Raw genomic sequence first — 26,517 nt, 5'->3', positions numbered from 1 at the left:
CCGCGGCGGCTAACGGGGTGTTGATGAAGTTGGTAGCCGACGACGACGGCCTCGTCAGAGATCACGCCCGCACCGACACCAACTTGGCGGCAATCCCGGACTGGGTGTGGACGATGCTCACTAGGCAGCACTCGACGTCGCATAGCGTGGGATGATTGCTAATCAGTAGTGGTCGCGTGCCTGCAACGCCACGATGTGCGTGTCGGTCGCAAGGTAGACGAGGCGGTTCGCCTCATCGATTCGCCGGGACCAGGCGCCCGACAGGATGTGCTTGAGCGGCTCGGGCTTGCCGGTTCCGGCAAAAGGGTCCCGCAAGACATCCCGAATCAGTGCGTTGATTCGCTTCAAAGTCTTCCTGTCCTGGCTTTGCCAGTATGTGTAGTCCTCCCACCCGTGCTGGTCGAATGCGAGCTGTCGACTCACGCCTCGTGCAGTTCGTGAGTCTCGAACTCGCCGCGCCGCGCGCGCTCCAGGGCCGCCAACAGCCGCTGCGCACCTTTGGCGTGGCGCAACAGATAGGCCGTCTCGGTGATCGCGTCGTAATCGTCCTTGGAGATGATGACGGCGTTACCGTGCTTCGAGACCACCTCAACCGGAGCATGGTCCTCGTTGACCTGCTGTATGAGTCCGAACAGGTTGCGTCGAGCGTCTGTGGCAGTGATTGCGGCCATCAGTCATTCCCTTCTAAGTGGTACATGAAAGCGTACCATTTGTGGTCCTTCTGCCGCAGATTGGGATGGGGGCGCCGTCGTCGTTTCTTCCGCGGCTACGCGCGCGCAGGATCCGGAGATCCAGCGGTGGACCGACGTCAGGAAGGCAAGCAGTGCGGCGATGACCATGGGATGGTCCACCGTGACTGATGGCCCGTTCATGGAAACCAAGGAATTTATGGCCGGGGACTACATCGTCGACTGTGTGGACACGGAGCGCGCCGTGGAAATCGCCATAAAACTCGGAGAGGCACAACCATGGCCGATCGAGATACGCCGAATCAACCCATAATCCCGTAGTTCGGTGGTGGGATCTAACGAGCAATCGGTTTCACATTTACCGATGATTTCGGCGGTGCATCGCCGTCTTTATGAAGAGGACCGAATACTTGGTCTGAGTGTTTCCATCACATCAGGAGTGTTATCTATGGCTGCACCTATGCCTTACATCAGCTTCCCGGGAACGGCACGGAAAGCGCTGAGCTTCTACGCGGAGATTTTTGGGGGTGAGCTGTCCCTGTATTCCTACGAGGAATTTGGCAGGACCGATGGGCCGCGAAGCGCCATAGCGCACGGCGTCCTCAGTGGTGACGTGTCCCTGGCGGGATCCGATGCAGCCATAGGAGAACAGACCGTGCAAGTGGAAGGCCTCATGCTCTCACTGCTGGGAACCGCTGAACCGGCGATCCTCCACGAGTGGTTCGATAAGCTCTGCATCGGTGGATTGGTGATCGACCCGCTGGCGCCCAAGCCGTGGGGCGCCTCGGACGGTCAGGTCACTGACCGCTACGGCCTTCGTTGGCTCATCGGATACGAGCCTCAGGCGTGAGCGACAAGCTACTGCTTACCCAACTGGTAAGTGAACGCGATCATGTGTTGCAGGGGGTGGAAGGGCTGACCGATGCCGAGATGGCTCGGCCGCTCGTCCCATCAGGGTGGACCATAACGCGCCTCCTCAACCACCTTGCCTTCGACGATGAGATGTTTTGGATTTCGGCCGTTCTCGGTGGCGACCCCGAGGCCATCGCAGCCCTTCACAACGGTTGGGCATCCCGCCCCATGACGGGCACCGAAGCGGTCAGTATCTATAAGGACGAGATCGAACGAAGCAACAAAGTCCTCGCCAAAGTCGACCTCAACGGCCCGCCCTGCTGGTGGCCACCGCCTAGCGAGTTCGCCGCACCACCGATGCGCGAGGGGCGGGAGGTGGTCTTTCGCGTGCTCTTAGAGACCTCCACTCACGCGGGTCACCTCGACATCGTGCGCGAACTGATCGACGGACACCAAAACGTCGTTGTCAGCTGACCCACCGCATGTCTTCACGAGAAACAGGACGACCTCATATGCCACAATTTGCCATTCTCATCTATGCAGACGAGTCCCTCCATGCTGTTGATGCAGCAGAGACCGAACTCGAAGAGAACGACCAACATGCAAAAGACCTTTCAGCCTCAGGCACCATGTCGCTCGCTTATGCCCTGACCCCTCGAGCTGATGCAGTGTCCATCCGACGAGACAGCACAGACGCTGGACCGTTCGTCCAAGCCGACCAGTTCGTAGCAGGCTTCTACGTCGTAGAAGCTCCCGATCTCCACGGCGCTCTGGTGATTGCCCGCCTGAACCCAGCGGTCCGCACTCGCACCGGTGGCGTCGAAGTCCGCCCCGTACACAGCGGAGGCATCACACTCAATAACAAGTAGAAGATGCGTGGTTTCGACGTGGCCTACTGGGTGCTCCCAGCGGGGACAACGCAATATACCCTGCCCCTGCGCATTCGCGAGAGGCGCCCGCTCCTGGTGAGAATTGCCCTTCAGCGGGAACGATCGCCGCTGTCATTAACCGGCCGCGTCGTCCACATGCTGACTGGTGTCCCAGCTGGGCAGCTCCTCGACGTCGCGGGTGTGGCGTAGCGCGAGGAAGAGGGGAATTGGTGAGAGCACGATGATCGCGCCGGACACCCAAAGGGTGCCGCGCAGCCCGATCGCCTCGCCCAGGATGCCGCCGAAAAGGGCGCCGATCGGGAACAGCCCCATGATCAGGAACCGCATGGTCGCCGTCACCCGGCCGAGCATCCGATCAGGGCAGAGTCTCTGCCTGAGACTCACATTGGTGATGGCGTAGATTATCGACCCGAACTCGGCTGCGCCGCCTACGATGACCAGAACGACCAACCATCCCGGTTGTGCCAGCGGGGTGAGAAGGGCTAGCGGTCCGGTCACTGCTAGTGACAGCCAGATGATGCGGGCGGAGCCGACGAGCCGGGACAGCGCCGGCGTGACGGCGGCACCGACCACCACCATCACGGAGCCGGCCGCGAGGATCAAGCCGATGGCCGCCGGCGTAAGGTTCAGGCTGCGTGAGAGGAAGATGAACATCACGGCGGCGGCGACGGCAAACGAGAAGTTGCCGGCGGCGCTGGCAATCGCGGTCGCCCGCAGAATTCGGTTGTGGACAACAAGACGCAGCCCTTCGACGATCTGCTTCCGCAATCCCGGTCGGTGGGGTTGGGACGGTATGACTGGTTCACGGGTGCGGATCGCCAGAAGTGACACCGCGGAGACAGCAAAAGTGACAGACTGGATGAGGACCACGCTCGCGGCACCGACCAATGACACGAGCAGACCGCCGAGCCCGGGACCGGTCACCTGACCGGATGCACGGATCATCTCCATCGCCGAGTTCCCGGCCAGAACTCTGTCCTTTCCGATGACGAAGGGAATGTAACTCTGGTAGCCGACATCGAAGAAGACGCGGGCGAAACCGGTGAGCAGGGAGACGATGATCAATTGCGTGATGGTTAGCGCCCCGAATAGCGCGGCGAGTGGGATCGTGGAGAGAAGGACTGTGCGGGCGAGGTCGCTGACAACGAGGATCGGCCGCTTACGCCACTGATCCAGCCACGCCCCGGCTGGGAGCCCTATAAGGGCGAATGCCAACGTCGATGATGCGGCAACCAGACCCACCTCGAAAGGCGAGGCCTGCAACGTCAGCACGGCGAGCAACGGGATAGCCACACCGCTAACGTGAGCGCCGAATTGACTGGTGGTCTGCCCGAGGAGCAGTAACCGGAAATCGCGATTCGCGAAGAGCAATCGATTGGACACGTAAGTGCCTCCATTGAGCTAGGAGATGAGCAGAATACCCACCCCACAAGCTCGAAATCGTTGCTCCGGGGGGTCAACTCTAGGCGCGATACAGCGACTCCGTCAACCGGCACTGCACTCCGACGGCGAGTGGCGCGGCGTCGGCGAAAGCCCCGCCATGGACGTGGCCGGCAGCGTCCTCGCACGCCGGTCGCCGGCGTGCAGCTGAGGACCTGGGCTAGGTACTCCCGGTGATTCCCCGAAGTCAGTGTGATGCTTTGCGACGATGTCCGCTCAGGGGAAGGGTCGGAGAATTGGTCGGTCGGGGCGGACCGGAAGCGTTTGTTCGGCAACCCTGCCGTCGGGGCCGGTGAGGCGCACGCGAACAGATTGCGGACGCTGCGGGCTGAGCACCCAGTAGACGCCGAAGCGGCCCGGAAGCCGGCCAACAATGGTGCGGGAGGATGCCGTGGGAGGACGCCCTTCGGGAACGCCTTCCCACGGCATCTCTATGACCACCGGGCGCTGCCCAGGCGCCGGGAGGCCCGGCAGTGACGGGCGTCCGGGCAAGCCCGGACGCCCCGGACGCCCCGGACGTCCCGGCAGCCCGGGACGTCCCGGCAGCCCCGGGCCGGCGGAAGGTGCCGGCTGCAACTCAACCCTCAGCACATACGATCCCGCATGAGTTGCGGCGAACGGTGTACTGCTGTTCCACTCGACGAGAATCCCGGTGCGGGGCTGCCTGCGGGCCAGGACGAGGCCACTGACCTCCGGCGCGGGCAGCAGCGATCCCGGCGCAACGGTCAGCGTCCTCTCGGTGAACCGTCCCAACGGGTCAGTCACGCGGACGGTCACCGTGACGCTCTCACCGACGTCCGTCCGGCGCAACAATGCGTGATAGGTATAAGCGTAAGTATGGGCTCCAGCCGGTGAGACGCCGCTGCCACCCACCCGCCAGAAACCGGATCCGCTGGCCGGCTGCACCTCCGACACCAGCCCAAGCTGCTCCGTGGAGTTCGTCAGCACGCCTGAGGCTGTGCGGGCGTCGACGGTGATGCGATGCGTGCCCAGCGGAGATCGAACCAGGGGTGCGCCGCTGGTCCACGTGATGAGAACATCGGCCAGGGCCGAACCCGCCGGCGCTGCCGTGAGTGTCGAGAGATCAGGCGGGCCCGACGGCGGCACCACCACCCAGGCCGCAGAACTAGCCTCGGAGCGGTCGCTCAGGATGCCGCGTTCGGCGTCGTCATTGCTCCAGGCCGTTGCCCGGTACCACACGCGCTTCCAGGAGCCGTCGGGGACGTCATACCCGTCCAGCCGCCGCAGCGAACCAGCCGATGCGTCCACCGTCCAGCCCGCGGATCCTGCGGATACGGTGGTTAGGGTGATGATGGGGGGTCCCATGGTGGATACATCGCGCACCGCCTCGTCGACGCGCACCCGGTGGAGGTCAATCCTGCTGACCGGCGCCCCGTCGCGCGCCCCCACGAGCACCCGTGCCTTATGGATGCCGGCGTCCTGCAGGGCATGCAGCTCGAGCGTGGGGGGTGCCGGCCGTGAGCGCCGGGGAGCGGCGTAGGCAAACCACTGGTCTGCCGCGGCGCCGCCGGTTGGCCAGGCCGCCTCCACCTGCCCTGCACTCACCCCGATCACTACGAAGACGTGGATGTCCGTTGTTCCCCGGGGCATCGTGATGTCGGTGCTGGTTCCCTTGATGAGGGTGGCGTTCCGCCGCGCGAACTCCCGTCGGGACGGGTTGGCGTTGAAGGCGTTCCGCATCACCACAAGCCTGCCGGAGAGTGTGTCTTCCAGATCCGCGGGCGGCAGCGCATTTCCCTGGAGGATCTTGGTCTCGGTGGACTCGTAGATGGCGTAGCCGGCAACAGCTCCTCCGGCCGACCATGACAGCCGCGCATGCGACTCGCCATTGGCATCCGGCAGGCTCCCGAGGGTCACCAGCTGCACGGCATCAACAACGACGACGGGCGGCCGTGGGTCCGAGGTGGTCACCACGGTGGGGTACTGGGACCACGCCCCTTCGCGACCCGGCGCAACGCGTTCGGTGCCGCGGGCCCACAGGGCCAGCCCGATGTGTCCGGACGAGTCAAAATCCAGTGTGAATCCGGGCAGGCTCAGACGGTAGCGGCGTTCGCGTTCGCCCTGTCCGGCGGACGTCATGGGGGCCGGCTCGTCGCCGCCCGGGTTCAGGCCCTGTATCCCGCCGGTTCCGCCGGCAACGGAGGCCGCGTCCGCGCTGAATTCGACGTCCAGGTACGCATCGGATTCGCCAATGCTGCGCTGCAGGCCGGGGGGCGGCGATGAGTCCGGCGGCACGGCCCCGTGCAGCGGTGCGGGAAACAGCCTTCCGCCAAACCGGATCCGCTGCGGCGAGCGGGCGGACCAGTCCCACATGAACTCGACCTCAAGCCGCGCCGCAACGGGACTTCCCGCCGTCGTCGTACCGGTTGCAACCAGCGCCGCGCTGACAATCCGCACCGGATCCACCGGTGGCTGCTCCACCGTGGTTCCGGCGCTGCGCCAGCCGCTCCAGAGACCGTAGATATCCTGGTGCGCTACGCCGTAGAGCGGTGAGATGGCTCCCGGGTCGGTGGGGATGGGGATTTCGCGGTCGACGGCGGAGATGCGGTTGGGTGCCGGATCGGAGGGCAGCACGGTGTCGTTGATGATGCCGGGCATCCACCCCCCGCCCACGCGGGGGGCAAGCAGCGCCTCGGAGGAGAGGCCGCCGGAAGTGGCGCGCCTGGCGAAGGCGTAGCTGCGTGGCTGCGCCAACGGCGTAACGGGCGGACGGTCCCAGCTGGTCCGTACGGACGTGCGCCAGGATTCGTCCCGTCGTTCGGGGCGCAGGAAACCCATGGGGGCCGTGGACGTTGCAGCCGGCGCCAAGGGCGCAACGGCCGGCCGTAGGTTGGGAACCACGGCGGCGTAGGTCACCCCTGGAGAGTTTCCGTCCAGGCCCTTTTCATAGGTTGCCGTGATGAGGAAGTCGTAGCCGAGGCGTTCGCCGTGGTCGTCCTTCGGGAGGTCGTTCGGCCCGTAGGCCGTGCCCATTCCGAGCGCCAACGCGGCATAGGGATCCGTACCGGCCGAGAGCAGTGTCATCCCCCACGGCGACACCAGGGACGTGGTGGGACTGCCCGGCGCCGTGCCCCCGCTGGAATTGTTGGGCGGCGGCATGGTGACCGCGATGGTCCGGCCAGCGTGCTCCTGTGGCGGGTAGGACGCCGTGATGCCGGCGAGGTGGTGCACCAGCGTTGCGTTGGCGTGGTCAATGACGTCGGTGAAGTCAGGCTCCCACCAGGGCGGCGCTGTGACGCCCGGGGTGAGTTGCGGATTCCAGCCCGACGACGGCGCGCCCCGCCGGAGCCGCTGGCCCGCCGCAGCGGCTGGGTCGGTGAGGAGCGACGCCGGTCCCGAGGCGTCCACGAGCATGCCCTGTTGATTGCCTCCGTAGGCTGTACCGGCCCAGTAACTCCCGTCCGCAGGAAGCCCCACGTACTCGATTTCCTCCCAGCCCATGCGTTCGCCGTACTGGTCGACGGGCGTTCCCATCATCCCCGTCACGGTGATGCCCGGGTCCACCAGCAGTCCGTCCATGGACGAGGCCGAGATGGTCACCGAGCCGGCCCCCGACTCGTACCGGGAAACCGCCACCGCCCCGGATACAGTGGGCCACCCGGTGAAGGCATAGACATAGCCTGAGGGCCCTGAAGCGAAGAGTTGCACGCTGACAAGGCGCGGTCCCGTCCAGGTGATGAGGGCCCGCCCACCCAGCGCGGGGACGGTCACGGCGGTGAACTGCACCTCATCGCGTGCACCCACGCCAACGGGCCGGCGCCACACCGTGAACGGCGAAGTGGGGATGCCGCACTCCGCATTGGTGAGCCACCGCAGCTGGATGTTGGCCGGCCGCTCCTTGAGCGTGCGTGAGTACTCCTTGGACCCGCCATGGGTACCGGCATGCTTGACCCAGTCAATGGCAACGCCCTGCGCCTGGAGTTTCCGGGCATCGAAGAGGTAGCTCATGGTCAGTCCGTTTCTTCCCAGGGTGCGTTGCCAAGAATTAGGTCGGCGATGAGGTGGGCCACGTCCGCGGCAGCGGGTCCGTCGAGGTACTTCTCGGGTTGGGCCAGACGGTCCAGAACCAGCGAAAGCCGCTTGCCGCGTGATCCCGGCTTCAGTGACACCAGTGCCCGCTGGCCGCCCGGCGCACGGACAATCCGGTCAACAACCGCGTCCCCGCCGGTGCCTTCCGCGAGTTCCAACCACAGCCGCGGCGTCATGACGTACCGCCGGTTGCCCTCCACCGCACTGTCCGCCTGCTCAATGCCAACGTGGCGGCTGCGCCACATGGGTTCGGATGAATCGACCAGCACGGCGGCCGGCTGGGGAACAGTCCCGGGCAATCCGGCGCTCTCCCAAAAAACCACAATCCGTGGCGATTCCGGCACACCCATGGGTTCGAGTCCCGCGGAATGCAGTGCCTGGTCAAGCTCGGCTCCTTCCGGCTCCCGGCCGGCAAACGCAGCGGCAACATCCTGCAGCGCGGACGGTTGCGAGTACCGGTGCTGCACCCTCACGTCGGCGAACGAACCCGCGAATTCGGGGATGTCGGTGAACGCACCGGTGCTGAAGGAACGCCGCCAGATGACCTGCCCCTCTTCCCCCTCCGGAGCATCCAGCGCAGCCATCTCCACGTCCATGATGTAGTCCGTGAAGCTCTCGAGCTCCACTCCAACGTTGACCACGGAGTGGCGCACCCGTTCCTCGTCCACCGGGATGCAACTGCCCGTGAGCACGCCCTCCAGCGCCTGTTCCCACGGCGAGAGCACCTGGGCAGCCACCAGTTCGGGGTTGTTGGCTCCGCCGGCCACCGTCCCGGGCAGCATCAGCACCAACGGGTGCGCAAAGCCGGGTTTGGTTTGGACGGGCCGGTAGGCGGATGAGCGTAGCCGCACCTGCAATCGCTTCCCGTAGGCGGCGAACAGGCGCACCACGTTGGAGGTGCCGAAGATGAGCTTGATCGGTTCCCCGGTGGGGAAATGTTGTTCCCCCTCCTCCGGGACGCTGCCCAGCACCCACGGATCGAGGCGGTTCGGCGCCTGTCCGTCGGTCCTGAAGAAGAACGACTGCGGGGACGCCGCAATATCCGCCGCCGGCCCGTCCGTGCCGTCCGGCAGCGCAGGCTTGGCCTGCACCGAATACTGCACGGTGGCCTTGTAGACCGTGTTGGGCAACAGCAGCGCGTAATCGTCCGTATCGCCACCCAGCACATTGCCGACGGGAGCCTGGTTGGAGGTTTGCTCGGTCTGGTCCCAGTCGTAGCGCAGGAACTCCGCGTAACCGGTCAGCTCCGCACCGGCCAGGTAATAGCCGCGGGTTGCCAGCTTGTCGTGGACCATGACGTGGGGCAGCACGCCGATCTGGACATGGTCCACTTTTTCGCTGCCTTTCACACGCACGACGACGGCGAAATACCCCTTGGGTGCCATGGCTGCGGCCTGGCCGCGCAGCAGGAACTCGTCATTCCACCACGGCCCGGCAGTGTCGGTCCAGGTAGGCGGGAGACTGGACGGTGCCCCGTCCACGGGCACCCTGCCGAGTTCGTTCTCCTCGGCGTCGAACAGGGAAACCACGAGTGCGGCTTCCAGGAGTTCGCGGCGCACCAACAGATACAGCACCAGTTGGTCCACCGGACCGGTGTGGAGCACCACGGCGTTGTCCAGGGGCCCCGGTTGGAATCCCGTGTTCTTCCATCCCTCCTGGATGTCCTTGTCCCGCTGCGCGTCGCCGTGGTGGATGGGCGTACGGGCATCGAACATGGGGGCGGCAAGCGACCGGCTGGAGCACTTGCCCTGCCCCCCGCTTTGACTATCGCCCGGCTGATGGTTGTCACCGCCCTGCTTGTCCGTTTCCGGCACATCGAACAGTTGGGCCCGGCGGTAGGTGGCATCGTGGTCCGGGTTGGTGATGACGTCGCCCCAGTTGACCGACGTCGGGACATTGATTTCCGGTTCCTTCCCGCCTCGGGCCGCAAGCACCGGGTCAAGTGGCCCGTGCGTGCCGGGCTCGGTGCCTGGCTCCAGGGGGCCGGGGGTCCCGGGGGTGCCGGTTCCACTGGGACAGGGCACGCCGAGTCCTTCCACCTGGGCCGGGATGACCGCCAGCAGGCTGTCCACCGAGTGGTCACCCGACCTCCACCGTTCGGTCACCGTCAACCGGGTCCGGGGCGGGGTGGAGCGGTAAGTGCCCGGCGGATCGGGCCAGGGCGTGCCGTCCAGCACCCACCCGGTTTCTGAAGGGCCCAACGGTTCACCGAGGAACGTGAAGAGCACCGATGCCGGAGGAGCGATGGGATCGCAGACCGTTCCCCAGCTGTCCGTGACCGATTCCGTCAGCGTGTAGCCGGTTTCCACCGCCTTGGGCGTGCCTTCCGGAATCCAGCTCAACAACGCCAACTGGGCAGAGAGCGCCGTATCCCCGCTCTTCTGCTTCCACCAGGTGGCGGGCGTGGCGCCGTCGGTCAGGGAATCCGCAAGCGGCGAACCGGACGCATCGACGGCATCCAGGGTGACCGACCCAACGGTGTACTTGTAGGACGCAGACCCCTTCTTCACCCAGCCGCCAGCCGGAACGCCGGTGCTGCCCGCCGTCGTCGTACCCTTGAACGCAAGTCCGCCGGCCACCGGCGGCATGGCCATCATGAGCACGGGGATGGCGTCGATGGGAACAGTGGTTTCGGGGTTCAACGCACCGAGCGAGTCGGCGCCGTCCGCCAGGCCGCTGTCGATCGGCTTGTCCACCCCCGTGCCCATCACCAGCGCGGGCGAGCGGCTCACCAGCTTCAGTACTTCCACGAGCGGCGGCGGAGGCGGAGTCTGGATGGAGGTCTCGCCGAGTTCGAAGGTCACGCAGCCCTTGACTTCGAAGAAGAAGAACTTCACGCGCCCACAGATTTCGCCGGTGATCCGCGACACCTTGGCCGGATTTGCGCCGATCATCTTCTCGCCCACAAAAACTTCCAGCGTGGCCCAGGCGCTGATCTCGATGATGAACAGGTGGAGGCTGCCTCTCACATACAGGATTCCGGCCAGGCAGAACGGGTCAAATCCCACAATCGCGTCAAAGCCGGCCGCCAGCTCCGCATACAGCCCGCTGCCGCGGTCGCCCCACTCGAAGGACACATGGAGGCCTGTGGCAATGGAGAATCCGTACACTTCGGGCAGATCCCCGATGTCCTTCAACCCGTTGCCGGAGAGCATCAGGTACCCGGAGCCTTCGAACACGTCGAGGATGTTTGCGTGGATGGGGCTGGAGTACCGGCCAAGGTACAGGTGCCAGTCCTTCACGTCGTTGAAGTTGAAGAAGGCCTCCACGGGGATGTGGATTTCCAGCAGGGGCGCAATGTCGAAGTCGATCGAAATGCCGATCGTTAGGGTTCCGCGCCCTATGTCCAGGTCGATGATTGCAAGGAACGTTCCCTCCGCGTTGCCTCCCAGTTCCGGCATGACCGCCAGCAGCTTTGCCTTCATCATGAGCAGCAGCCGGGGCCCCGGCAGCTCCAGCATGATCACGCCCTTGAGGTTGAAGATCACACTGGATCCCATGGTTCCCACGATGGCGCCCACGCCAAACGCCCAGGTGTTCACCTCCGGGCTCCAGTACTGCAGGTTTGCGGGGTTGCCACCGGTTGCGCGCAGCCACGCCAGGGCAGGGGCCATGTTGGTGGTGTCGATGCCCGTCATGTCCCGTGAATAATTCATGGCAAACAGGCCAAGGAAACCGTAGATCCCAAGCCCGGAGTTGCCCAGCGGAATAGCCACCGGGAACTCCACCTCCAGGGTGAGGATCACGGCCGTGGCGGGGCCGCCGTCGTCCGCTGAAATGTTGGCCACACCCACACCTGCGGCGATGCGGACGGACACCGGAACGATGGTCAGGTCCAGTTGGCCGATGATCTCCGTCGCGCTCATCTCGAGGTAGCCCGCGCCCGTCAGGGCACCGGGAATGTCCACGGACGCGCCGAAGGCCGTGAGGGCAAATCCGAACGGCTCAAACGTCACCCGCGCACGGGCGCGGTCAACGCTCACCACCCCCAGGTCGATGGCGAAACCCAGGTCTATCTCGAACACGAACGGGTTGTTGCGACCCACTCTGGCGCCAAGCACCTGCAGGATCTGGCCCAGCGGATCGGCAACATTGAGCCCGCCGGGACCGGACACATCGATTGAATAGCCCTTGGACGCATCAAACACCGGGCGGAACTGGAAAGGCTGGCCGGCGGTGCCGTCGCCCAGTCGGATCCCCACTGCCTTGTACCGGATGGTTAGCGGAGCCTCACGGGTGATTTCCACGATGTCGAAGATGTTCATGGAGAGTGCCGCTTCGATGTCGAAGAGGATCACCACCTCGTTGGCGCCCGGGACGGCGTTGACCAGCACCTCGCCGCCATACCAGACCACGCGTTCCGTCTTGGCAAACCCGGTGCCGGCAATGGCGGCCGGAATGGCGAGCATCGCTCCGGTGACGGCCATCTGCGTGATCGCGCCCTCGTTGGCCAGGGCGCCCGCCGTCTCCGACAGCACGGGCATGAGGGCAACGGCGGCCCCGAAGAAGTCGAGGCCGAACTCGGGGTCCTGTAGCGGTTCGCCCGGCCGGATGCCCCACAGGTAGAGGCCGTCCTTGTCCTGCGGGTGGGAACCGTACTGTGCGGTGATCTTGACCGACCCCACGGCCTCGTCGATCTCAACGAGGAGCCTGATCCGGATGATGCCGTCCGCCGGGTTGCTGCCGATGGCACGGGCGGCGCTCAGGGGCTCGCTGTCGGGTTCCATCTGCCCGGCGAGCCGATCCTCCGCGGCGGTCTGGATGTCAAACTCCCCGAAGACCTCGCAGGAGACAAACTTGTTCTGGACAATGCGCACCACCGCCCCGAGTTTCCGGAACCATTCCGGCGGGTTGGTGCGGGCGCCGCCGTCGTCGGAATCCGGGGTGTCAATGTCCGTTCCCGGCCCGCCGGCGGCATTGTCGCGCCACAACTCCGCCGTGACCACGCGGTCGCCCGCCGCAATAGCCGCCCACGTGGCCTCCGCCTTCCAGAAGGTGCGCCGCACATTGAGGGAGGGGCCCTGGTTCAGCCAGTTGGACATGTCCGCAGCGGCGGTGACCTGCAGCGGGCCCCCTGCCGTAGAAACCTCGCTGCGGATGCGTTCGATGCGGAGCTTGAGTGCATTGGCGCGCCTGAGGGCCAGGCGGTCGTTGTAGCTGCGGACTGTCTGGGTGTCCGTGCCTTCGTAGCTGGCGTAGCCTTTCACCGCGATGGGATGGTTGCCCGGGAGTGCGGCCAGGAGGGGGCGAAGCACGCTGTCCATGTCGGTGCCCTGGGTCCAGGGTGTGGCCGCACCGGCATTGGGCGCAGGCGTGGACCGGCTCTCCGCGGACGGTTCGAAGCCCGGGTCCGGTGCGTCGAAGCGGAAGAATGCCGTTGCCGTGCCCGTGGCGCTGCCAGGGCCGGCACCCCCGGGAAGCCGGGCCTCCACCGAAAACCGTTCGCCGGGATCGACGTCAAGCGTGAGGGTGGGCCCCGTGGTGGCCGTTCCGCCGTTGACCCTCCACTGCGTGGTGGCAGCCGTTGCCGTGTCCACATCCAAGGCAAGCGTGACTGACGTTGTTGTGGCGGCTGTTGTCTCGGAAACGATCCGCAGCCGCGGTTCCGCAGCTTCCACGCCGCCCAACGTGGTTGCGGTGGTCTGCAAGCGCACGGACTCCCCTCCGCCCGCCGGTGGTGCCGCCAGTTCCGAGGTGTTGATGGTCAGCGTTGCGGACTGGGGGGTGGCGCTGGAGTCGGTGACCGAAATGACAATCTGCCGCGTCGCGTCCGTGGAGAGGTCAACGTCGGTGACCCGGCCCGCGGGTTGGGCGGCGCCGTCGATCGAGATGCGCACCGTGTAGGGCGCCAATCCGCCTTCCACATCCGCAACCATGCGGGTGAGCTCGGGGAGAGTGACCGTCCTGGTGTCGCCGTCACCCTCCGGACGGTAGCTTCGGCCCGCCGCGTCGTAGAAGCGCGCTCCGAGCTGGAGGGCACCGGCGCCCTGATAGGCGACGGTGAGGTCGAAGTCTCCGGAAACGCCCGACGTGTCGCCAAAGCCGATCAGCAGGTTCTTGGCACCGGCATCCACGCACAGGTCCCGTGCACCGCCGGGAGCCACAAAAAGCCGGATTTCGGGAAGGTACAAACCCTGCCATGCCGGGTCCAGATTGAGGAGGGCAAGGACCGCAGGTGGAGTTGCGTCACCGGACAGGTCCAGCATGCCGCCCCGGAAGCCGAAGCCCACCACTTCGGTGGAGCCAATGAACGCATACGGCGGCTGCATGGTCACAAACGACGCGATATTCGGGTCGTCAGTCCCGGTGGTTCCGATGCCGAGCAGCTTGGCATCGGTTGCCCCGCCTTCACCGAAGATCTGGAACTTCACCGCGGGAAGGGTAAACGTTACCTCGGGATTTTGCGGATCCGGAGTCAGTTCGCCGGGTGCTTTTCGCTTGGCCCCCCGGAGGAACGGAGCCTTGAGGACAATGTTGGTCAGCGAGAGGTCCAACGTGAACTCCTCGCCGCCGAGCCCGGGAACCTGCAATTCAAAGGCGATGGTGGTGTTGCGTACGTCGATCCAGGAGTTTTCGCCGAAGGCGTCCGCACCTCCGGCCGTGGACGCCGGCGTCCAGACAAGCCGCTTGCTCACCACATCAACGCCCAGTTGCACCCCAGCAGCGAATGACACCGAGCCGGTGACGGTCACGCCGTCCGGGTTGGAGGGGTTCTGCTGGTCTTCGACCGTGAAGCCGTCGAGGGCTTCACCCAATTCCCCGAGGTCATTTCCCCCGGTCAAAGGCGCAAGCAGATCCAGTAACGAAGACATTCCCCCAACTCCTCTTCTGGAAGGCCAGACCTCGAATTTCTTGATTATGGCCCTCGGAGGGAAACTCCACAAGGGTAAAAATTGATCTACGGGAAAATCTATGTTAATCTTCGCGATTCCTATGGAAGGTGGCGAGGCCAACCGACACCGGCCTCGTCGCGAACCCCAGCCTGTGCGGCGGTACCTACAACCTGTTTGCCCACACGCTGAAGAAGTTCGGCATCACGGTCACCTTCATGGCAGATCCTGTGGGCGAGACTCAGAGGCTGATCAGTACCAGCGCTGCCGCACTGAGCGCCAGCCCCACTCCCTGGCGGCGCGACCACCATCGCCTCGCGGCGATCGCGGCGACCATGACCGTCACCGCGGAGTAGAGCGAGGTGATGACAGCGACGACGGTGAGGTCGCCCGTGCGCAAGGCTGTCTGGAAGCTCGCCGTAGCCGCACCTGCCGCCAAGCCCGCCGCCATCGCGGCGACCTTTGCCGCCTGCGGGGGACGACGCAGTGGACGCACGGTCGTGAGCACGACAGCCATCAGCACGAGCACGGAGACGCCCTGGCTCACGGCGAGCGGGACGAGTCCGCCCTCGGGCGACGTCTGGCCGAGGCACGCGAACTGCGTCCCGAAGCCGGCACCGGCACCAGCCCCGAGCAGCACGCCACGCGACTCGTGCTGCTGCTGACCGCCTTCTCCGGAGACGAGCCAGATGGCGGGCACTGCGGCGGCGAGTCCGAGGATCTGCAGCGTCGACAAGGTATCGCCGCCGAGAATCCCGGCTGCAACGGGGACTGCGATCGCGACGATCCCGGAAGTGGGCGCGACCGACGTCGCGCCGTGGCGGGCGATGCCCTGGTAGATGAGGGCGTTGCCCGTCGCGCTGCCGATGCCTGCGGCGGTCGCCCAGAGCAGGTCCGATGCGCTCGGCTCGCGGGTGGCGATGGGGAGAACGACCAGCAGCAGTGCGACGCCGCAAGCGAGGGTTTGGCTGATCACGGCCACCACACGGGCGTCGAGCCGCCGCGCCGCGACACCGCCGGTGAAGTCGGAGGCTCCGTAGCAGAGCGCAGCAGTAGTCGCCAGCGCGATGGCGAGCACCGCCGACCTCAGGACTGCGTGGTCGCGGTTGGTGCCCCATGCTCGCCGAGCCACCGCGTGAGCGCTTCGAACACGGTTGGCCAGACGCGTCGCGGTAGCTCGTGGCCGACGCCGTCGAGCACGACGAGGTCGGCGGTGGGGATCTCGTCGGCGAGGGCTTCGCCGTTGGCCAGCGGGAAGAGAGGGTCAGCGGAGCCGTGGAGCACCGTGGTCGGCGCGGCGATGCGGTGGAGGTCCTCACGCCACCTTGGGCCCGGGTTCATCATCGGATGGTTCCCCGACGAGCGCAGGTCGGTTGTGCGTCGGGCAGCGGCCGCGCAGACGGCGCGCACCGCGGCATCGTCGAAGTCGTCGCCCGCGAGCACGCGCTCGCTCTCCACAAAGTAGTCGACTACCGCAGGGATGTCCTCCCAGTCGGGCTCTCCGAGCGCTTCCCATGCCCTCAGAAGCTCGTCGGTCAGCTCCGGCAGATCCTCATCGGCGGGTCCGTGCCCTGTGGGCCGACTCGCGATCAGGGTCATTGACGCTACACGTTCGGGGTGACCGATCGCCATCAGCTGGGCGACCCATCCGCCCTGGGACATGCCCACAAGGTGGGCTCGGTCGATGTCGAGCGCGTCGAGGATGCTGACGGCGTCTGCGACGAGGTCGCGCAGACCGTAGTCCGGCTTCTCGACGGGCCAGTGGGTGCTGGCCCCGGTGTCGCGCTGATCAAAGCGGATGATGTGTAGGCCGAGATCGGCCAGCGCTTCACAGAACTCCGGTGGCCACCAGTCGCGGCTGCAGGACGTGCCAGCCAGGAGCAATACCGCCGGGTCGGCGGCGTCGCCCCACGCCTCCGCCTCGAGCCGCGCACCATCGGTGCTCACGGTCGTCGTCGATGTCATCCTCTCTCGTCCCTTCTCAAAACTCGGACATCTGCTCGTGATTGAGCCTCCCGCATCCACTCCCGCTCGATCCTGCGTACGAGGACCGGATACACGATTAGGTACCGGAGCGGCTTGATCGCGGCCATGTAGGCGCGACCCAGCAGTCCATTGGGTTGAACCAGGGCCGTCATCTGGCCGCGGTAATTGCCGGAGCCGTCGGGAACCCAGCCGATGTGTATCACCGTGTGCACGGTCCGGTTGGCCAGCTCCGCCGCCCACTCGTGCTCCAGCTGGTACAGCGGGGTGAACGGTTCGAATTCCGGCCCCGAGGGCGAATCGCGCAGATCCGCAGGCAACCGGTCCCGCAGCGAGGGCACCCGGAAGCCGACGCTGGATACTTTGCGGTCCCAGCCCAACACTGCGCCGAGTCTCCACCGGGCCTGCCACAGAAACCGGACGATGAAAGGGGCTCCGTGTGGCCAGTCGTCGGAAGCGAACTGCGACACCAGCCGAGGGAACTCCTCCGCGCCACCTGGCGTCCGTAGTAGCCACACGTCCTCGACCTTGAAGTCCGGTGCCACCTCGTGAATGCGCCACATACGCGACGTGTGGGCGGTGATTGGCAGCCTCAACGTTGAACCTCCCTTTCCTCGTGGGCCGGCAACGTCGAGGACCCGACGACTCTCGGTGGATCAGTCACGAGCGGGGTGGGCGTCAACCCAAGGACTCCCCGCGTAGCCCGTTCCATGAGTTCGATGTCGTGTGGAGCGTGGCCGGCTAGTTCCATCCCGACCGCCTCGACGATCGCGGTGTAGGCTGCTGCCACTTCCCGGGCCGGAGGTCCGGGAGGGATCGACCCGTTGGCCCTGCCTGCAGCGATCAGATCAGCGCAGTCGGCGTCGAGGCGATCAATGATCTCGGCGATGGCCCTTCCGATCGGGTGGTCTTGTCCGGCGAACTCGACTCTGAGTGTCATCAGCACTCTGGCCACGTCGCGGCGGCAGTAGATTGCGTGGCCCCGGGCGATCGTCATTAATGCATCAAGGGCGTTGGCTTCTTCGGCGGCGGGATCACCCACCTCGGCCCGCCAGGTCTCCTGGATCCACTTCACCACCGCCAATGCGAGCTCTTCCTTGTTCGCGAACAGGTGATACACGGCCCCGCGGCTGTATCCCGCCTCGCTCGCAACCCGCTCCAGCACCAGGTTGGCGTACCCGTGCGTGGACATTCGCCGAGCCGCTGCTTCCAACAGTGCGCTCGTGGTACGCGCGCGCCGATCGGCCTGTGTCTGCCGCTGCTTCGCTCTCGTCATCGCTTCTCTCCCGCAAACATAAGCGCGCGTCCTTGCTTTCGGAGCCACCGGCTGTCTGCGGATCCCTTGACGGAGCGCCTTCGCCTGGCCTGCCATGGCCACTGTGGGCCTTGGCTTGGAGAGCAGCGCTGTCGACGTCTGTCCCCGAAGGCGATCAGTCCGCCGACGAGTAGGAACGCCCAGCCGGGGGAGGCCGGGAGCACAATTACAAGGGCCGCTCCCCAGGCGAGAAAGGTACATCCCAGCCACCCCGGTACGCGATGGCACTGGCGGGCCGACCACACGACGTAGCCACCGAACGCGAGGGTCGGCACGCCCCAACTGCCGACGGTGGTCCAGAACGTCTCGGCGCGCTCGAACTCGCTGATGGTGCTGGGCGTCTTGAGGGTGAAGGTGTTCCACACTCCGTCACCAAGGACCTGCGACCAGACGTTGCCCCGCTCCAATGGCGCGACAACCACATGCACGGCACCCATGCCGATGGCGATCCAGCCGGCAGCCTCAACGAGGGGAACCCTCTTGCCCACAACGCAATCTGTTTCCACAAAAAAAACATACATGCACGAATGTATGTTGACAAGCCCGAACGAAAAACCGCTTGACCCGGCCGAATGACGGCGCCTTGAGCGCGCCTTCTCGGTACCCAGGGCGAGGTTCCTGCTCGGGCTGGGTCCGTTCGCGAGAATCCTCGCCATGACGCTGGGTTCGCTCGGCTCGATCGGCAAGGTGTTCGCCGAGGCCATGGAGTCGGTGGACCGCGGCCCGATGGTCGCCATGGAGGCGGTTGGGGCGTCGAAGCGGCAGGTCATCCAGTACGGGATTGTGCCGCAGGCTGCACCGCTTCTCGTCTCGTATACGCTGCTGCTGTTCGAGGGGATTGTGCGCGGCGCGACGATCCTCGGCCTCGTGGGCGCCGGCGGCATCGGCCTCGAACTCACCACCGCCATGCGCATGTACGACTACGGCCACCTCAGCGCCATCATCATCTGCATCATCGTGCTGGTCACGGTGATCGACCAGGGCAGCGCCCTTATCGAGTAGAGAATCACATGACCACTGTTGTTGAAATTGAGTTGAGTGCGCCGGTCAATCTGCGCGACCTCGGCGGCATCTCCACCGCCGGTGGCATCCTCCGCGACGGGTTGGCCCTGCGTGCCGATGACCTTGCGGTGATTACCGACGACGACGCCGCCCGCCTCGTCAGCGCTGGCCTCACCTCGGTGATCGACCTGCGCACCAGTGACGAGGTTGCTCTGACCGGTCGCGGGCCGTTGGCCTCCTATCCGGTGGCCTACCACCACCTGCCTTTGATGGCGAGAATTGGTGCGGGGATGCCTGAGGATCGTTCGTTTGTGATGGATCACGTCGCGATGGGGCAGATGTACGCGCGGATGGTGGAGACCGCCGCGCCGCAGCTGGTGACTGCGCTGGGGATTATTGCGGTGTCGCCTGGTACGACGGCGTTTCATTGTGCGGCGGGCCGGGATCGGACCGGTGTGCTGGCGGCGGTCCTGTTGCTGGTGTTGGGAGCCGACGACGACGACATCATCACCGACTATGCCCGCACCGACCTCAACATGGCCGCGATTCACGAGCGCATGCGCCCAGTCATGGGAAGGCTGATGGCGCGGCTCGGTTTCGACCTCGAGGAGATGACTTCGCTGACAATGTCCGAGGAACCGATGGACATCTCGATGCGGACGATGCTCGCCCGCCTGCGTGAGCGGCACGGTGATGCGCTGGCACCGTTGCGTGCGGCGGGGTTGTCGAATGCGATTGTTGCCCGTCTGCGTGAGCGGTCGGTTGCATGACGACCACGCTCGTCGATGTCGCGACGCCGGCGCAGACTGTGCGTCGGCGTCCTGGCCGTCCGCGTAATGAGGAAATCGATGCCCAGGTCCTGCAGGTGACTCTGGAGCTAATTGATCAAGGGGCAGAAATTACGACGTCGCGGGTCGTCGAGCGTAGTGGTGTGAGCAAGGCTGCGCTCTATCGTCGGTGGCCTTCGCTGACAACGCTGATCGCTGCGGCTCTTGACGTCGGTCGTGAGATGCCGCCTGCTATTCCGATCGATGGCAACCTGCGGGAGTCAATCATCGGGGACTCCTCGGCGGGAGCGACGGATCCGGTCTCGGCGGCTACTCGGAGGCGCGGTTCCGGCAGCGCATCCGGTTGGCGATGGCCGACCGTGAACTGCAGAAGGCCTACTGGAAGTCGCACGTATCGCGCCATCGGGCACCGATAGAGGCGGCTCTCCGTGCAGGGATCGAGAAGGGTGAGCTTCGTGCGGACCTCGATGTGGAGGCGTGCTTCGACCTCATCGCCGGTGTTTTCTACTACCAGTTGGTGGTCCGCGGCGATCGTGTTGAGGATCCAACTACCCGAGCGCGCTGCCGTGCGGCACTCGACGTCGCTTGGCGGGGGATGGAAGCTCACCGCTCTGTGTGATTGAGTATTTGATGCTTTGAGCACCATCTGATCGTGCGGTTCAGCCCCACCGTTTGTGCGGGAGAGCGCCAGCGATGGTGTGTTTCAGCACCGCTGGCGCTTCCCGTCATGGATTACGCGGTGGTCAGAGCTGTGTGCTCGCGCATGTTGTAGTTGCCCGTCTCAACCCAGATGGTGTTGTGGATGATCCGGTCCATGATCGCGTCGGCATGGACGCCGGAGCCAAGGCGTTGGTGCCAGTCTTTCTGCTGATACTGGGTGCAGAACACTGTCGAGGTCTCGCCGTAGCGGCGTTCCATCAGCTCCAGCAGCATTCCCCGCATCGATTCCGTCGGTTTGTCCAGCAACCACTCGTCGATCACGAGTAGGGTGAAAGCCGCATACTTCCGCAGGAACTTCCCGGACCCGCCGGGGGTGTCTTGCGCGGCAACCCATGCTTCCTCGAGGTCCGGCATCCGGACGTAGTGGGCACGGATTCTGTTCTCGCAGGCGCGCTTTGCGATCGCGCAGCCCAAGTAGGATTTCCCTGATCCGGTGAATCCCTGGAAGACAACGTTTTGCTGCCGGTCCACGAACGAGCAGGTGCCGAGCTGACTGAGCATCTGCTGGTACAGGCCGCGCTCGTCCAGCAGGTCGATGCGGCGCATGTCCGCGTTTGGGTATCGCAGTCCCGCGCGCCGGATGAGTCCTGCGATCTTGGAATGGGTGAACGTGGAGTATGCGTCATCGACGGCCAACCGGACGCGCTCCTCGAAGGAGAAGCTAATCGATAGCGTCTCGTCCTGGGTATCGATCGCGTCCATCAACTCGCCGGCGTTCATCTCCCGCAGCTTGCGTTTGGTTTCTCCATCGAGCCGGCTCATCGGTTCCCTCCGGCGTAGTAGGCGCCGCCGCGAACGTATCCGCCGTCGTCACTCTCTGGCCCGTCGGGGACGTGCCCGGTCTTGTCTTGCCCGGTATCGAGGATCGGCCTCAGGTGCGCGTAGCGCGGTGAGCGGATCGGACCCCGTAAGGCCAGTGCGCAGGCCGCTTCCACTCTGACCGGGGAAAACCGGCGCGAGAGCCGCAATACTGCCAACGCTGGGTCGTAGGCTGCTTCTTCGATGGGCGCGGATTCGAAGATCTTGCCGATCACTGTCACCGTCGCCGGCCCCATCCGGGCAGCCCACTGGTCGATCCGGGCTCGGTCCCAGGCCTGGAAGCTGCGCCCTTCGGGAAGGTCCGCCGCGTTCGTCTGATACTGGTTCGTCGTCGACGCGGGCAGCAGCAGGTGGCTCGTCAACCGTTCGTCACTGCGATAAATCTCCAGCATGGTGTCCGTGACCCGCAGGTCAACATGACCGCCGATATGGGTGAAAGGAACGGAATAGAAGTTCTTCGCCCAAACCACATGCCCGTTCCTGCCCACCTTGCGCTTGTAGGCCCACGAGCTGATTTCGAACCCAACCGCCGGTAGCGGTTGCATCAGCGGCAGCTCCTCCATGGTGAAAACGCTCAGCCGAGACCCGTCCCGTTTCTGGAACGGCTGCCGGTTATAGGCATCGATCTGCTCCCGGATCTGCCCCCGCAGCTGCGCCAGGGACGTGAACTGCTCGTGCCTCAAACCCGCGATGACCCAGGTGGCGACGTGGGAGACGGTGTTTTCGACGCCCGCTTTATCTTTTGGAGCCCGAACTCTGCCCGGTAACACCGCGGACGAATAGTGCGCGGCCATCTCTCGGTACGCATCGTTGAGGACGACTTCACCCTCGCGCGGGTGGGAGATCACCCCGGTCTTCAGATTGTCGGGCACCAAGCGCGGGACGCTACCGCCCAAGAACCCGAACATCGCCACGTGGGCGCGCAGCCACGACTCCTGCCGCATATCCAGACATGCCTCGACAAATGCATACCTGCTGAACGGCAAACAGCCGACAAAAAGATACACCTTCGAGATCTCACCCGTGGTCGGATCCAGAAGCTCCATCGTGGGCCCTGACCAGTCGACCTCAATACTTCGGCCGGCCTTATGGCCCACCCGCGACGATGCCCCGGTCACAGCCGCGTAGTCGCCATAGAGCCGACAAAACCGGTCATAGCTCATCACTGCCTGCCCCGCGCGAGCACTGGTGTCGACATACTCCTGGTGCAGCAGCTTCAACGTCACACCGACCCGCGCCAACTCGCGGTGCACCCGCGGCCAGTCCGGTTGCGCAAAGACACTCTCGCGGACCCCACGGCCAGGAAACAACGCCGCATAAACTTCGGCCTCGGACATCTCCACGACATCGTCCCACCCGAGACCCAGCCGATCCGCAGCATCGAGCACCGCTTGGATGCTATGCCGGGATATCCCGTGAGCGGACTCGATTGCTCGTCGCGACAGGCTTTGATTACGAAGCTGCAGAACCAGCTTCGCTTTGATCTTCCGTACCATTACCGGTACTCCTTCCACCACATGGCCCTCACATGGTGGAAGGAGCATCTCAGCCGGTGTTCAACCACACCGACAGTGGTGCTGAACAGCACGCATCACGGAACTGAACAGTGGTGCTCACCCGCACCAGAGGTGGAGCCCTTAGAGGCGAATATTCATGATCGCCCGACTTCTTAGCGGAGCAGGTCCCGAACCATCGGAATGACCTTTGTTCCATACAGCTCGATGCTGCGCATCAGCTTTTCGTGGGGTAGCGGGCCGGCACTGTATTTGAGGTCGAAGCGGTCGAGTCCCAAGGTCGTCGCTGTCGCTGCGATCTTGCGTGCGACGGTTTCTGGGGAGCCGACATACAGGGAGCCGGTGTCTGCCTCCTGGGCGAACTCCGCGCGGCTCGTGGGGCCCCAGCCGCGCTCGGCCCCGATGCGGTTCCTCATCACGGCGAAGTCGGGCCACAACTCCTCCCGGGCCTGCTCATCGGTGTCTGCGATGTGGCCCGGGGAGTGGACGCCGACGGGCAGGGTCGGCTGGCCTAGCTCAGTGAGGGCGCGGTGGTACAGATCGACGTAAGGCTCGAAGCGGGCCGGGTCGCCGCCAATGATGGCAAGCATGATGGGGAAGACGTAGCGGGCGGTGCGCACAACGGATTCGGGGCTCCCGCCGACGCCGATCCAGGTCTTCAGCTTCCCGGAGGCGGTCGTTGGGAAGACGCGCTGGTTCGTCAGGCCGGCGCGGGTGCTTCCCGACCAGGTGATGGGCTCTTCCTTCAGGACTTCGGCGAACAGGTCGAGCTTGTCCTCGAAGAGTGTTTCGTACTGCGAAAGGTCGAAGCCGAACAGGGGAAAGGACTCGGTGAAGGAGCCCCTCCCGAGGATCACCTCCGCCCGGCCGTTGGAGGCCGCGTCGAGTGTCGAGAAGCGCTGGTAGACGCGTACCGGGTCATCGGAGCTGAGGACGGTGACCGCAGATCCCAGTCGGATCCGCTCGGTTCTGCCGGCAATCGCGGCGAGCACTGTCTCGGGCGCAGAGACGGCGAAGTCGTCGCGGTGGTGCTCTCAGACGCCGAAGAAGTCGACTCCGACCTGGTCGGCGAGGATTGCCTCGCTGATGACGTTCCGGATCACCTGGTCGTATGCGACGGGGTTGCCGTCCGCGCCCTGGGTGACGTCTCCGAACGTGTCGAGTCCGAGCTCGAGTTCCTTCGCCATGATCGTGCTCCTGTATTGTGTTGACGCTGATCAAAGACCTGCGGCCCAGTGGAACTTGAAGGTTCCTCCGGTTGGGCTTCGTAGTCTGGTCATCAAGTGGGGAGAGGCCGGATGGCATCAGGCGCTAAAATCTACTCCTTGAAGCTGTGTCACTTCATACCGAATTGAAAGGAGCGCTCAGCAGTGGTCAAGGTGATGGGAAATTCCAACTGAGTGGAAAGATCCTCTAGATAGGCTAAGAATTCTCTCACGTCTCTTTTGGTTCCATCCGCGAGGCTGACTTCTAGGGAGCCCCCAGGCGTGATCTCAGCCAGTGCGAGCATGCCCATTGAGTCGGCTTTGCGCGAGATGAGTTGTGTTAATTCTGACGGCAACTGCCCGCTGAAAATACGGCTATTGCGAGACGATTGTGCAATGCTTTCAGACCGCTGCCCCAACTGTAGATGGTGCAATTCGCTCGGACTCATCAGCTCTCTCTGAAAACCGGACGGAAAATCACTTCGTCGTTCTACCCGATCTACCTTATCCTCAAGGCGTTCCACTACGCGGAGTAATAATTGCTCAGTTGTATCTCCGGAAGACTCCACCTGTTGCTGTGTGGTCCACGAGCGAAAAGCCGTGGCCACTGGGTTCAACATGTCTTTGAATGCAGATGGCGCGCCCATACTCGCTGTCTTAGCTCTTAGCTGGTCGATCGCATCTTCGATCTCCTCAGGCATCAAACCGTACTTGATTGCTCTTTGGTCCTGGATATCGAATGGGGACCTATCCGAATCACCGTCCATAATTACCACATGTTTGTCCATGGCGTGGGCTAGGGCAAGTTCATAGAAGACGTTCGGATTCCGGCCGGTGATGTCGGCAACGCAGATGTGAGACTTGAAGATCGAGTCGAGCATCGCTGCGGTGATCGCATGTGGAGAATCATGTTCGTCTGCACGCTCGACCATGTAAGCCGGTGCGGGAAGAGCGGCACGCACAATATACTTCAGGAATCGGTCGGCACGAGCACGCTCGCTGCTTGCGACGCTGCCAATGGGCGAAATGACAAATACGCGCTTAGGTTCCGCCGACTTGCTTTCTTGTTCTGCTGGCACGATGCTAGGTGCTTTCTTTTCGGAATACGACTTTGCAAATTTCATTATGGGTCTATCTAGCACCCGGAGAGCGCTCGATCTCAGTCTGTGCGAACAGTCGTATTGTCACCCATTTGCCGAGATTAAACTACACCGGATGCAATACCCGCTGGAGGCGCCTTGTTCAGGAACTCGGATCCGTTGTCGAAGTCCAGGCCGGTCACCGCGAACGGGATCTCAACGACGCCGGCCTTTAAAGCGGCCAGGATGTGGGAGTGGGCGTTGTTGCGCACGGTGCGGGTGAACACCCAGCCGGTGTGCACGTCGGTCAGGTTCAGCGTGCGGGCGAACTCGCCCTGCAACGTCGGCCCGCAGTGCGCGACCGTGTCGCCCTCGAAGAACCCCGGTTCGGCCTCAACCTCATCCCCTGCTCTGCGGATCGTGATCGAAGACCGCAGCAGCGGTGAGGGCTTCGTCGTCGACACCCCCCGGATCTGATCCGCCGCTTTCGCCGGCTTCAGGTAGCGGTCAATCGACGCCGCGCTCATCGCTAAGAGTTCGGCGCGCACCTCCGGCCCATATCGGTCAATACCATCGATAAGCTCACCGTGCGCTTCGAGCAGATCGAGCTGAGTGCGCATCGAAACCACAAGGTACTTCCCGCATTGCCCACCAGAGCCGGCCCACACCCGCTGGAGCACCTTTAGCGCGTCGTAGGAATACTTCAGTGGCCGCGGTTTCCTCGGCTTCTCCGCGATCTGATGACCAACCCCAGGAAGCTGTTTCGCCCCCTTGGTGAGCCGTCGCCGGGCGTTATCCCGCGACCAGCCCGTCACCCCCACCACCTCCTGAAGGATCCGGCCCTTATCCTTCTTCGGCGCCTTCACGTACGCCTTCGCATACCTTGAGGTGACCTCAGCACGAGACGTCATCGACAGTTCACTCCTCATACCTCACGAGGGTCACCGTTTCGCGGGCATTCTCATCTGAGGCACCGAGGGTGTTTCGCGGGCACTTTAGATGAGTCTCGTCGAGGCGTTGCAATTCAACGAATTGTGAACTAAGGTGAACCAGATCCGCTGAGCCGCCGAAGTTGATCCCCCACGTCAATTAGCTTCCGCCAAGGAGTGCGCGAGAGAGTCTAAACCCCCCGAGTATCACATGACTCCTTCACCTGCAGCTGAACTTGCCACCAAGCGCCGCGGACGCGCGCACAGCCGCGGCAGGACCAACTCCGGGAAATTTCTGCGTTAGCCCGGGATTTTCATCGGGGTTGTGTGCTGGCGCGTGTTTAAGCGGGGAAAGGGTGCTCTGACTTGGGAAAATGGTGGTGTCTAGGCATCATTTTCGAGTCTTGAGGGA

General features: G+C 64.3%; 22 protein-coding genes and 1 pseudogene. 8 read left to right on the top strand and 15 right to left on the bottom strand.

What is annotated here, in order from left to right; genetic code table 11:
• Window positions 1-162 precede the first annotated feature (162 nt).
• Together ACX80C_RS07925 and ACX80C_RS07920 are read right to left on the bottom strand one after the other, a co-directional pair.
• On the bottom strand, window positions 163-423 hold the full coding sequence (locus ACX80C_RS07925) for a Txe/YoeB family addiction module toxin (RefSeq protein WP_459325918.1): 261 nt from the start codon (window positions 421-423) through the stop codon (window positions 163-165).
• Window positions 420-671: a type II toxin-antitoxin system Phd/YefM family antitoxin gene (locus ACX80C_RS07920; protein ID WP_459325917.1), complete on the bottom strand. Its 252-nt coding sequence runs from the start codon at window positions 669-671 to the stop codon at window positions 420-422. Before ACX80C_RS07920 ends, ACX80C_RS07925 begins: the two co-directional genes overlap by 4 nt.
• Window positions 672-708: 37 nt before the next feature.
• On the opposite strand from ACX80C_RS07920, the gene ACX80C_RS07915 reads away from it, so the two are divergent.
• The 4 genes from ACX80C_RS07915 (at window position 709) to ACX80C_RS07900 (ending at window position 2,410) form a co-directional block, all read left to right on the top strand.
• Window positions 709-1,002 (top strand): YciI family protein, encoded by a 294-nt coding sequence (locus ACX80C_RS07915; protein ID WP_459326101.1) that lies wholly within the window; start codon window positions 709-711, stop codon window positions 1,000-1,002.
• A gap of 135 nt (window positions 1,003-1,137) precedes the next feature.
• Window positions 1,138-1,539, top strand: coding sequence for a VOC family protein (locus tag ACX80C_RS07910; RefSeq protein WP_459325916.1), 402 nt, complete (start codon window positions 1,138-1,140; stop codon window positions 1,537-1,539).
• Window positions 1,536-2,015 carry a mycothiol transferase gene (locus tag ACX80C_RS07905; protein ID WP_459325915.1) on the top strand — a complete coding sequence of 160 codons (480 nt, stop codon included), beginning with the start codon at window positions 1,536-1,538 and terminating at the stop codon, window positions 2,013-2,015. Before ACX80C_RS07910 ends, ACX80C_RS07905 begins: the two co-directional genes overlap by 4 nt.
• A 38-nt stretch (window positions 2,016-2,053) precedes the next feature.
• On the top strand, window positions 2,054-2,410 hold the full coding sequence (locus ACX80C_RS07900) for a YciI family protein (protein ID WP_459325914.1): 357 nt from the start codon (window positions 2,054-2,056) through the stop codon (window positions 2,408-2,410).
• 135 nt (window positions 2,411-2,545) lie between these two features.
• Here the strand turns inward: ACX80C_RS07900 and ACX80C_RS07895 are convergent, their stop codons facing one another.
• From ACX80C_RS07895 to ACX80C_RS07860, 8 genes are all read right to left on the bottom strand, one after another.
• Complete coding sequence (locus tag ACX80C_RS07895; RefSeq protein ID WP_459325913.1) at window positions 2,546-3,814, bottom strand: MFS transporter; 1,269 nt, start codon at window positions 3,812-3,814, stop codon at window positions 2,546-2,548.
• Window positions 3,815-4,087: 273 nt separating this feature from the next.
• Window positions 4,088-7,840: a hypothetical protein gene (locus tag ACX80C_RS07890; protein WP_459325912.1), complete on the bottom strand. Its 3,753-nt coding sequence runs from the start codon at window positions 7,838-7,840 to the stop codon at window positions 4,088-4,090.
• Between the two features lie 2 nt (window positions 7,841-7,842).
• Entirely contained in the window at window positions 7,843-14,733 is a 6,891-nt protein-coding gene (locus tag ACX80C_RS07885; RefSeq protein WP_459325911.1) for a hypothetical protein, read from the bottom strand.
• A gap of 259 nt (window positions 14,734-14,992) precedes the next feature.
• Window positions 14,993-15,883 carry an EamA family transporter gene (locus ACX80C_RS07880; protein ID WP_459325910.1) on the bottom strand — a complete coding sequence of 297 codons (891 nt, stop codon included), beginning with the start codon at window positions 15,881-15,883 and terminating at the stop codon, window positions 14,993-14,995.
• Window positions 15,838-16,716, bottom strand: a complete 879-nt coding sequence (locus tag ACX80C_RS07875; protein WP_459325909.1) for an alpha/beta fold hydrolase — start codon at window positions 16,714-16,716, stop codon at window positions 15,838-15,840. Before ACX80C_RS07875 ends, ACX80C_RS07880 begins: the two co-directional genes overlap by 46 nt.
• Window positions 16,713-17,330: a DUF2867 domain-containing protein gene (locus ACX80C_RS07870; protein WP_459325908.1), complete on the bottom strand. Its 618-nt coding sequence runs from the start codon at window positions 17,328-17,330 to the stop codon at window positions 16,713-16,715. The genes ACX80C_RS07875 and ACX80C_RS07870 overlap by 4 nt, the downstream gene beginning before the upstream one ends.
• Window positions 17,327-18,010 (bottom strand): TetR family transcriptional regulator, encoded by a 684-nt coding sequence (locus ACX80C_RS07865; protein WP_459325907.1) that lies wholly within the window; start codon window positions 18,008-18,010, stop codon window positions 17,327-17,329. The genes ACX80C_RS07870 and ACX80C_RS07865 overlap by 4 nt, the downstream gene beginning before the upstream one ends.
• The gene (locus ACX80C_RS07860; RefSeq protein WP_459325906.1) at window positions 18,007-18,555 is read right to left on the bottom strand and encodes a DUF6463 family protein; all 549 of its coding nucleotides are present in this window, start codon (window positions 18,553-18,555) and stop codon (window positions 18,007-18,009) included. Before ACX80C_RS07860 ends, ACX80C_RS07865 begins: the two co-directional genes overlap by 4 nt.
• Window positions 18,556-18,667: 112 nt before the next feature.
• Here ACX80C_RS07860 and ACX80C_RS07855 point away from each other — a divergent pair, with 112 nt between their 5' ends.
• From ACX80C_RS07855 to ACX80C_RS07840, 4 genes are read left to right on the top strand one after another with little or no spacing between them, the layout of a single operon-like run.
• Window positions 18,668-19,051, top strand: coding sequence for a PhnE/PtxC family ABC transporter permease (locus tag ACX80C_RS07855; RefSeq protein WP_459326100.1), 384 nt, complete (start codon window positions 18,668-18,670; stop codon window positions 19,049-19,051).
• 8 nt (window positions 19,052-19,059) lie between these two features.
• Window positions 19,060-19,821 (top strand): tyrosine-protein phosphatase, encoded by a 762-nt coding sequence (locus ACX80C_RS07850; protein ID WP_459325905.1) that lies wholly within the window; start codon window positions 19,060-19,062, stop codon window positions 19,819-19,821.
• A complete protein-coding gene (locus ACX80C_RS07845; protein ID WP_459325904.1) occupies window positions 19,818-20,255 on the top strand; it encodes a TetR/AcrR family transcriptional regulator in 438 nt (145 codons plus the stop codon). Before ACX80C_RS07850 ends, ACX80C_RS07845 begins: the two co-directional genes overlap by 4 nt.
• Window positions 20,189-20,458, top strand: a complete 270-nt coding sequence (locus tag ACX80C_RS07840) for a TetR-like C-terminal domain-containing protein (protein WP_459325903.1) — start codon at window positions 20,189-20,191, stop codon at window positions 20,456-20,458. Before ACX80C_RS07845 ends, ACX80C_RS07840 begins: the two co-directional genes overlap by 67 nt.
• 113 nt (window positions 20,459-20,571) lie before the next feature.
• Here the strand turns inward: ACX80C_RS07840 and ACX80C_RS07835 are convergent, their stop codons facing one another.
• The 5 genes and pseudogenes from ACX80C_RS07835 to ACX80C_RS07815 form a co-directional block, all read right to left on the bottom strand.
• Window positions 20,572-21,321 (bottom strand): ATP-binding protein, encoded by a 750-nt coding sequence (locus tag ACX80C_RS07835; protein ID WP_459325902.1) that lies wholly within the window; start codon window positions 21,319-21,321, stop codon window positions 20,572-20,574.
• The gene (gene istA / locus ACX80C_RS07830; RefSeq protein WP_459325901.1) at window positions 21,318-22,874 is read right to left on the bottom strand and encodes an IS21 family transposase; all 1,557 of its coding nucleotides are present in this window, start codon (window positions 22,872-22,874) and stop codon (window positions 21,318-21,320) included. Before istA ends, ACX80C_RS07835 begins: the two co-directional genes overlap by 4 nt.
• A 173-nt stretch (window positions 22,875-23,047) precedes the next feature.
• A pseudogene (locus ACX80C_RS07825) lies at window positions 23,048-24,079 on the bottom strand (LLM class flavin-dependent oxidoreductase).
• A 149-nt stretch (window positions 24,080-24,228) separates the two neighbouring features.
• Complete coding sequence (locus ACX80C_RS07820) at window positions 24,229-25,221, bottom strand: hypothetical protein (protein WP_459325900.1); 993 nt, start codon at window positions 25,219-25,221, stop codon at window positions 24,229-24,231.
• Between the two features lie 77 nt (window positions 25,222-25,298).
• Complete coding sequence (locus ACX80C_RS07815) at window positions 25,299-26,087, bottom strand: hypothetical protein (RefSeq protein WP_459325899.1); 789 nt, start codon at window positions 26,085-26,087, stop codon at window positions 25,299-25,301.
• Window positions 26,088-26,517 lie beyond the last annotated feature (430 nt).

This window comes from Arthrobacter tecti (assembly GCF_054511355.1).
This window is presented reverse-complemented; position numbering and strand designations above follow the sequence as displayed.

Coding starts and splice junctions, on each gene's coding strand:
- ACX80C_RS07920 (WP_459325917.1), bottom strand. CDS start 671: ATGGCCGCAATCACTGCCACAGACGCTCGACGCAACCTGTTCGGACTC.
- ACX80C_RS07910 (WP_459325916.1), top strand. CDS start 1,138: ATGGCTGCACCTATGCCTTACATCAGCTTCCCGGGAACGGCACGGAAA.
- ACX80C_RS07900 (WP_459325914.1), top strand. CDS start 2,054: ATGCCACAATTTGCCATTCTCATCTATGCAGACGAGTCCCTCCATGCT.
- ACX80C_RS07890 (WP_459325912.1), bottom strand. CDS start 7,840: ATGAGCTACCTCTTCGATGCCCGGAAACTCCAGGCGCAGGGCGTTGCC.
- ACX80C_RS07885 (WP_459325911.1), bottom strand. CDS start 14,733: ATGTCTTCGTTACTGGATCTGCTTGCGCCTTTGACCGGGGGAAATGAC.
- ACX80C_RS07875 (WP_459325909.1), bottom strand. CDS start 16,716: ATGACATCGACGACGACCGTGAGCACCGATGGTGCGCGGCTCGAGGCG.
- ACX80C_RS07865 (WP_459325907.1), bottom strand. CDS start 18,010: ATGACGAGAGCGAAGCAGCGGCAGACACAGGCCGATCGGCGCGCGCGT.
- ACX80C_RS07850 (WP_459325905.1), top strand. CDS start 19,060: ATGACCACTGTTGTTGAAATTGAGTTGAGTGCGCCGGTCAATCTGCGC.
- ACX80C_RS07845 (WP_459325904.1), top strand. CDS start 19,818: ATGACGACCACGCTCGTCGATGTCGCGACGCCGGCGCAGACTGTGCGT.
- ACX80C_RS07840 (WP_459325903.1), top strand. CDS start 20,189: ATGGCCGACCGTGAACTGCAGAAGGCCTACTGGAAGTCGCACGTATCG.
- ACX80C_RS07835 (WP_459325902.1), bottom strand. CDS start 21,321: ATGAGCCGGCTCGATGGAGAAACCAAACGCAAGCTGCGGGAGATGAAC.
- istA (WP_459325901.1), bottom strand. CDS start 22,874: ATGGTACGGAAGATCAAAGCGAAGCTGGTTCTGCAGCTTCGTAATCAA.
- ACX80C_RS07820 (WP_459325900.1), bottom strand. CDS start 25,221: ATGAAATTTGCAAAGTCGTATTCCGAAAAGAAAGCACCTAGCATCGTG.
- ACX80C_RS07815 (WP_459325899.1), bottom strand. CDS start 26,087: ATGACGTCTCGTGCTGAGGTCACCTCAAGGTATGCGAAGGCGTACGTG.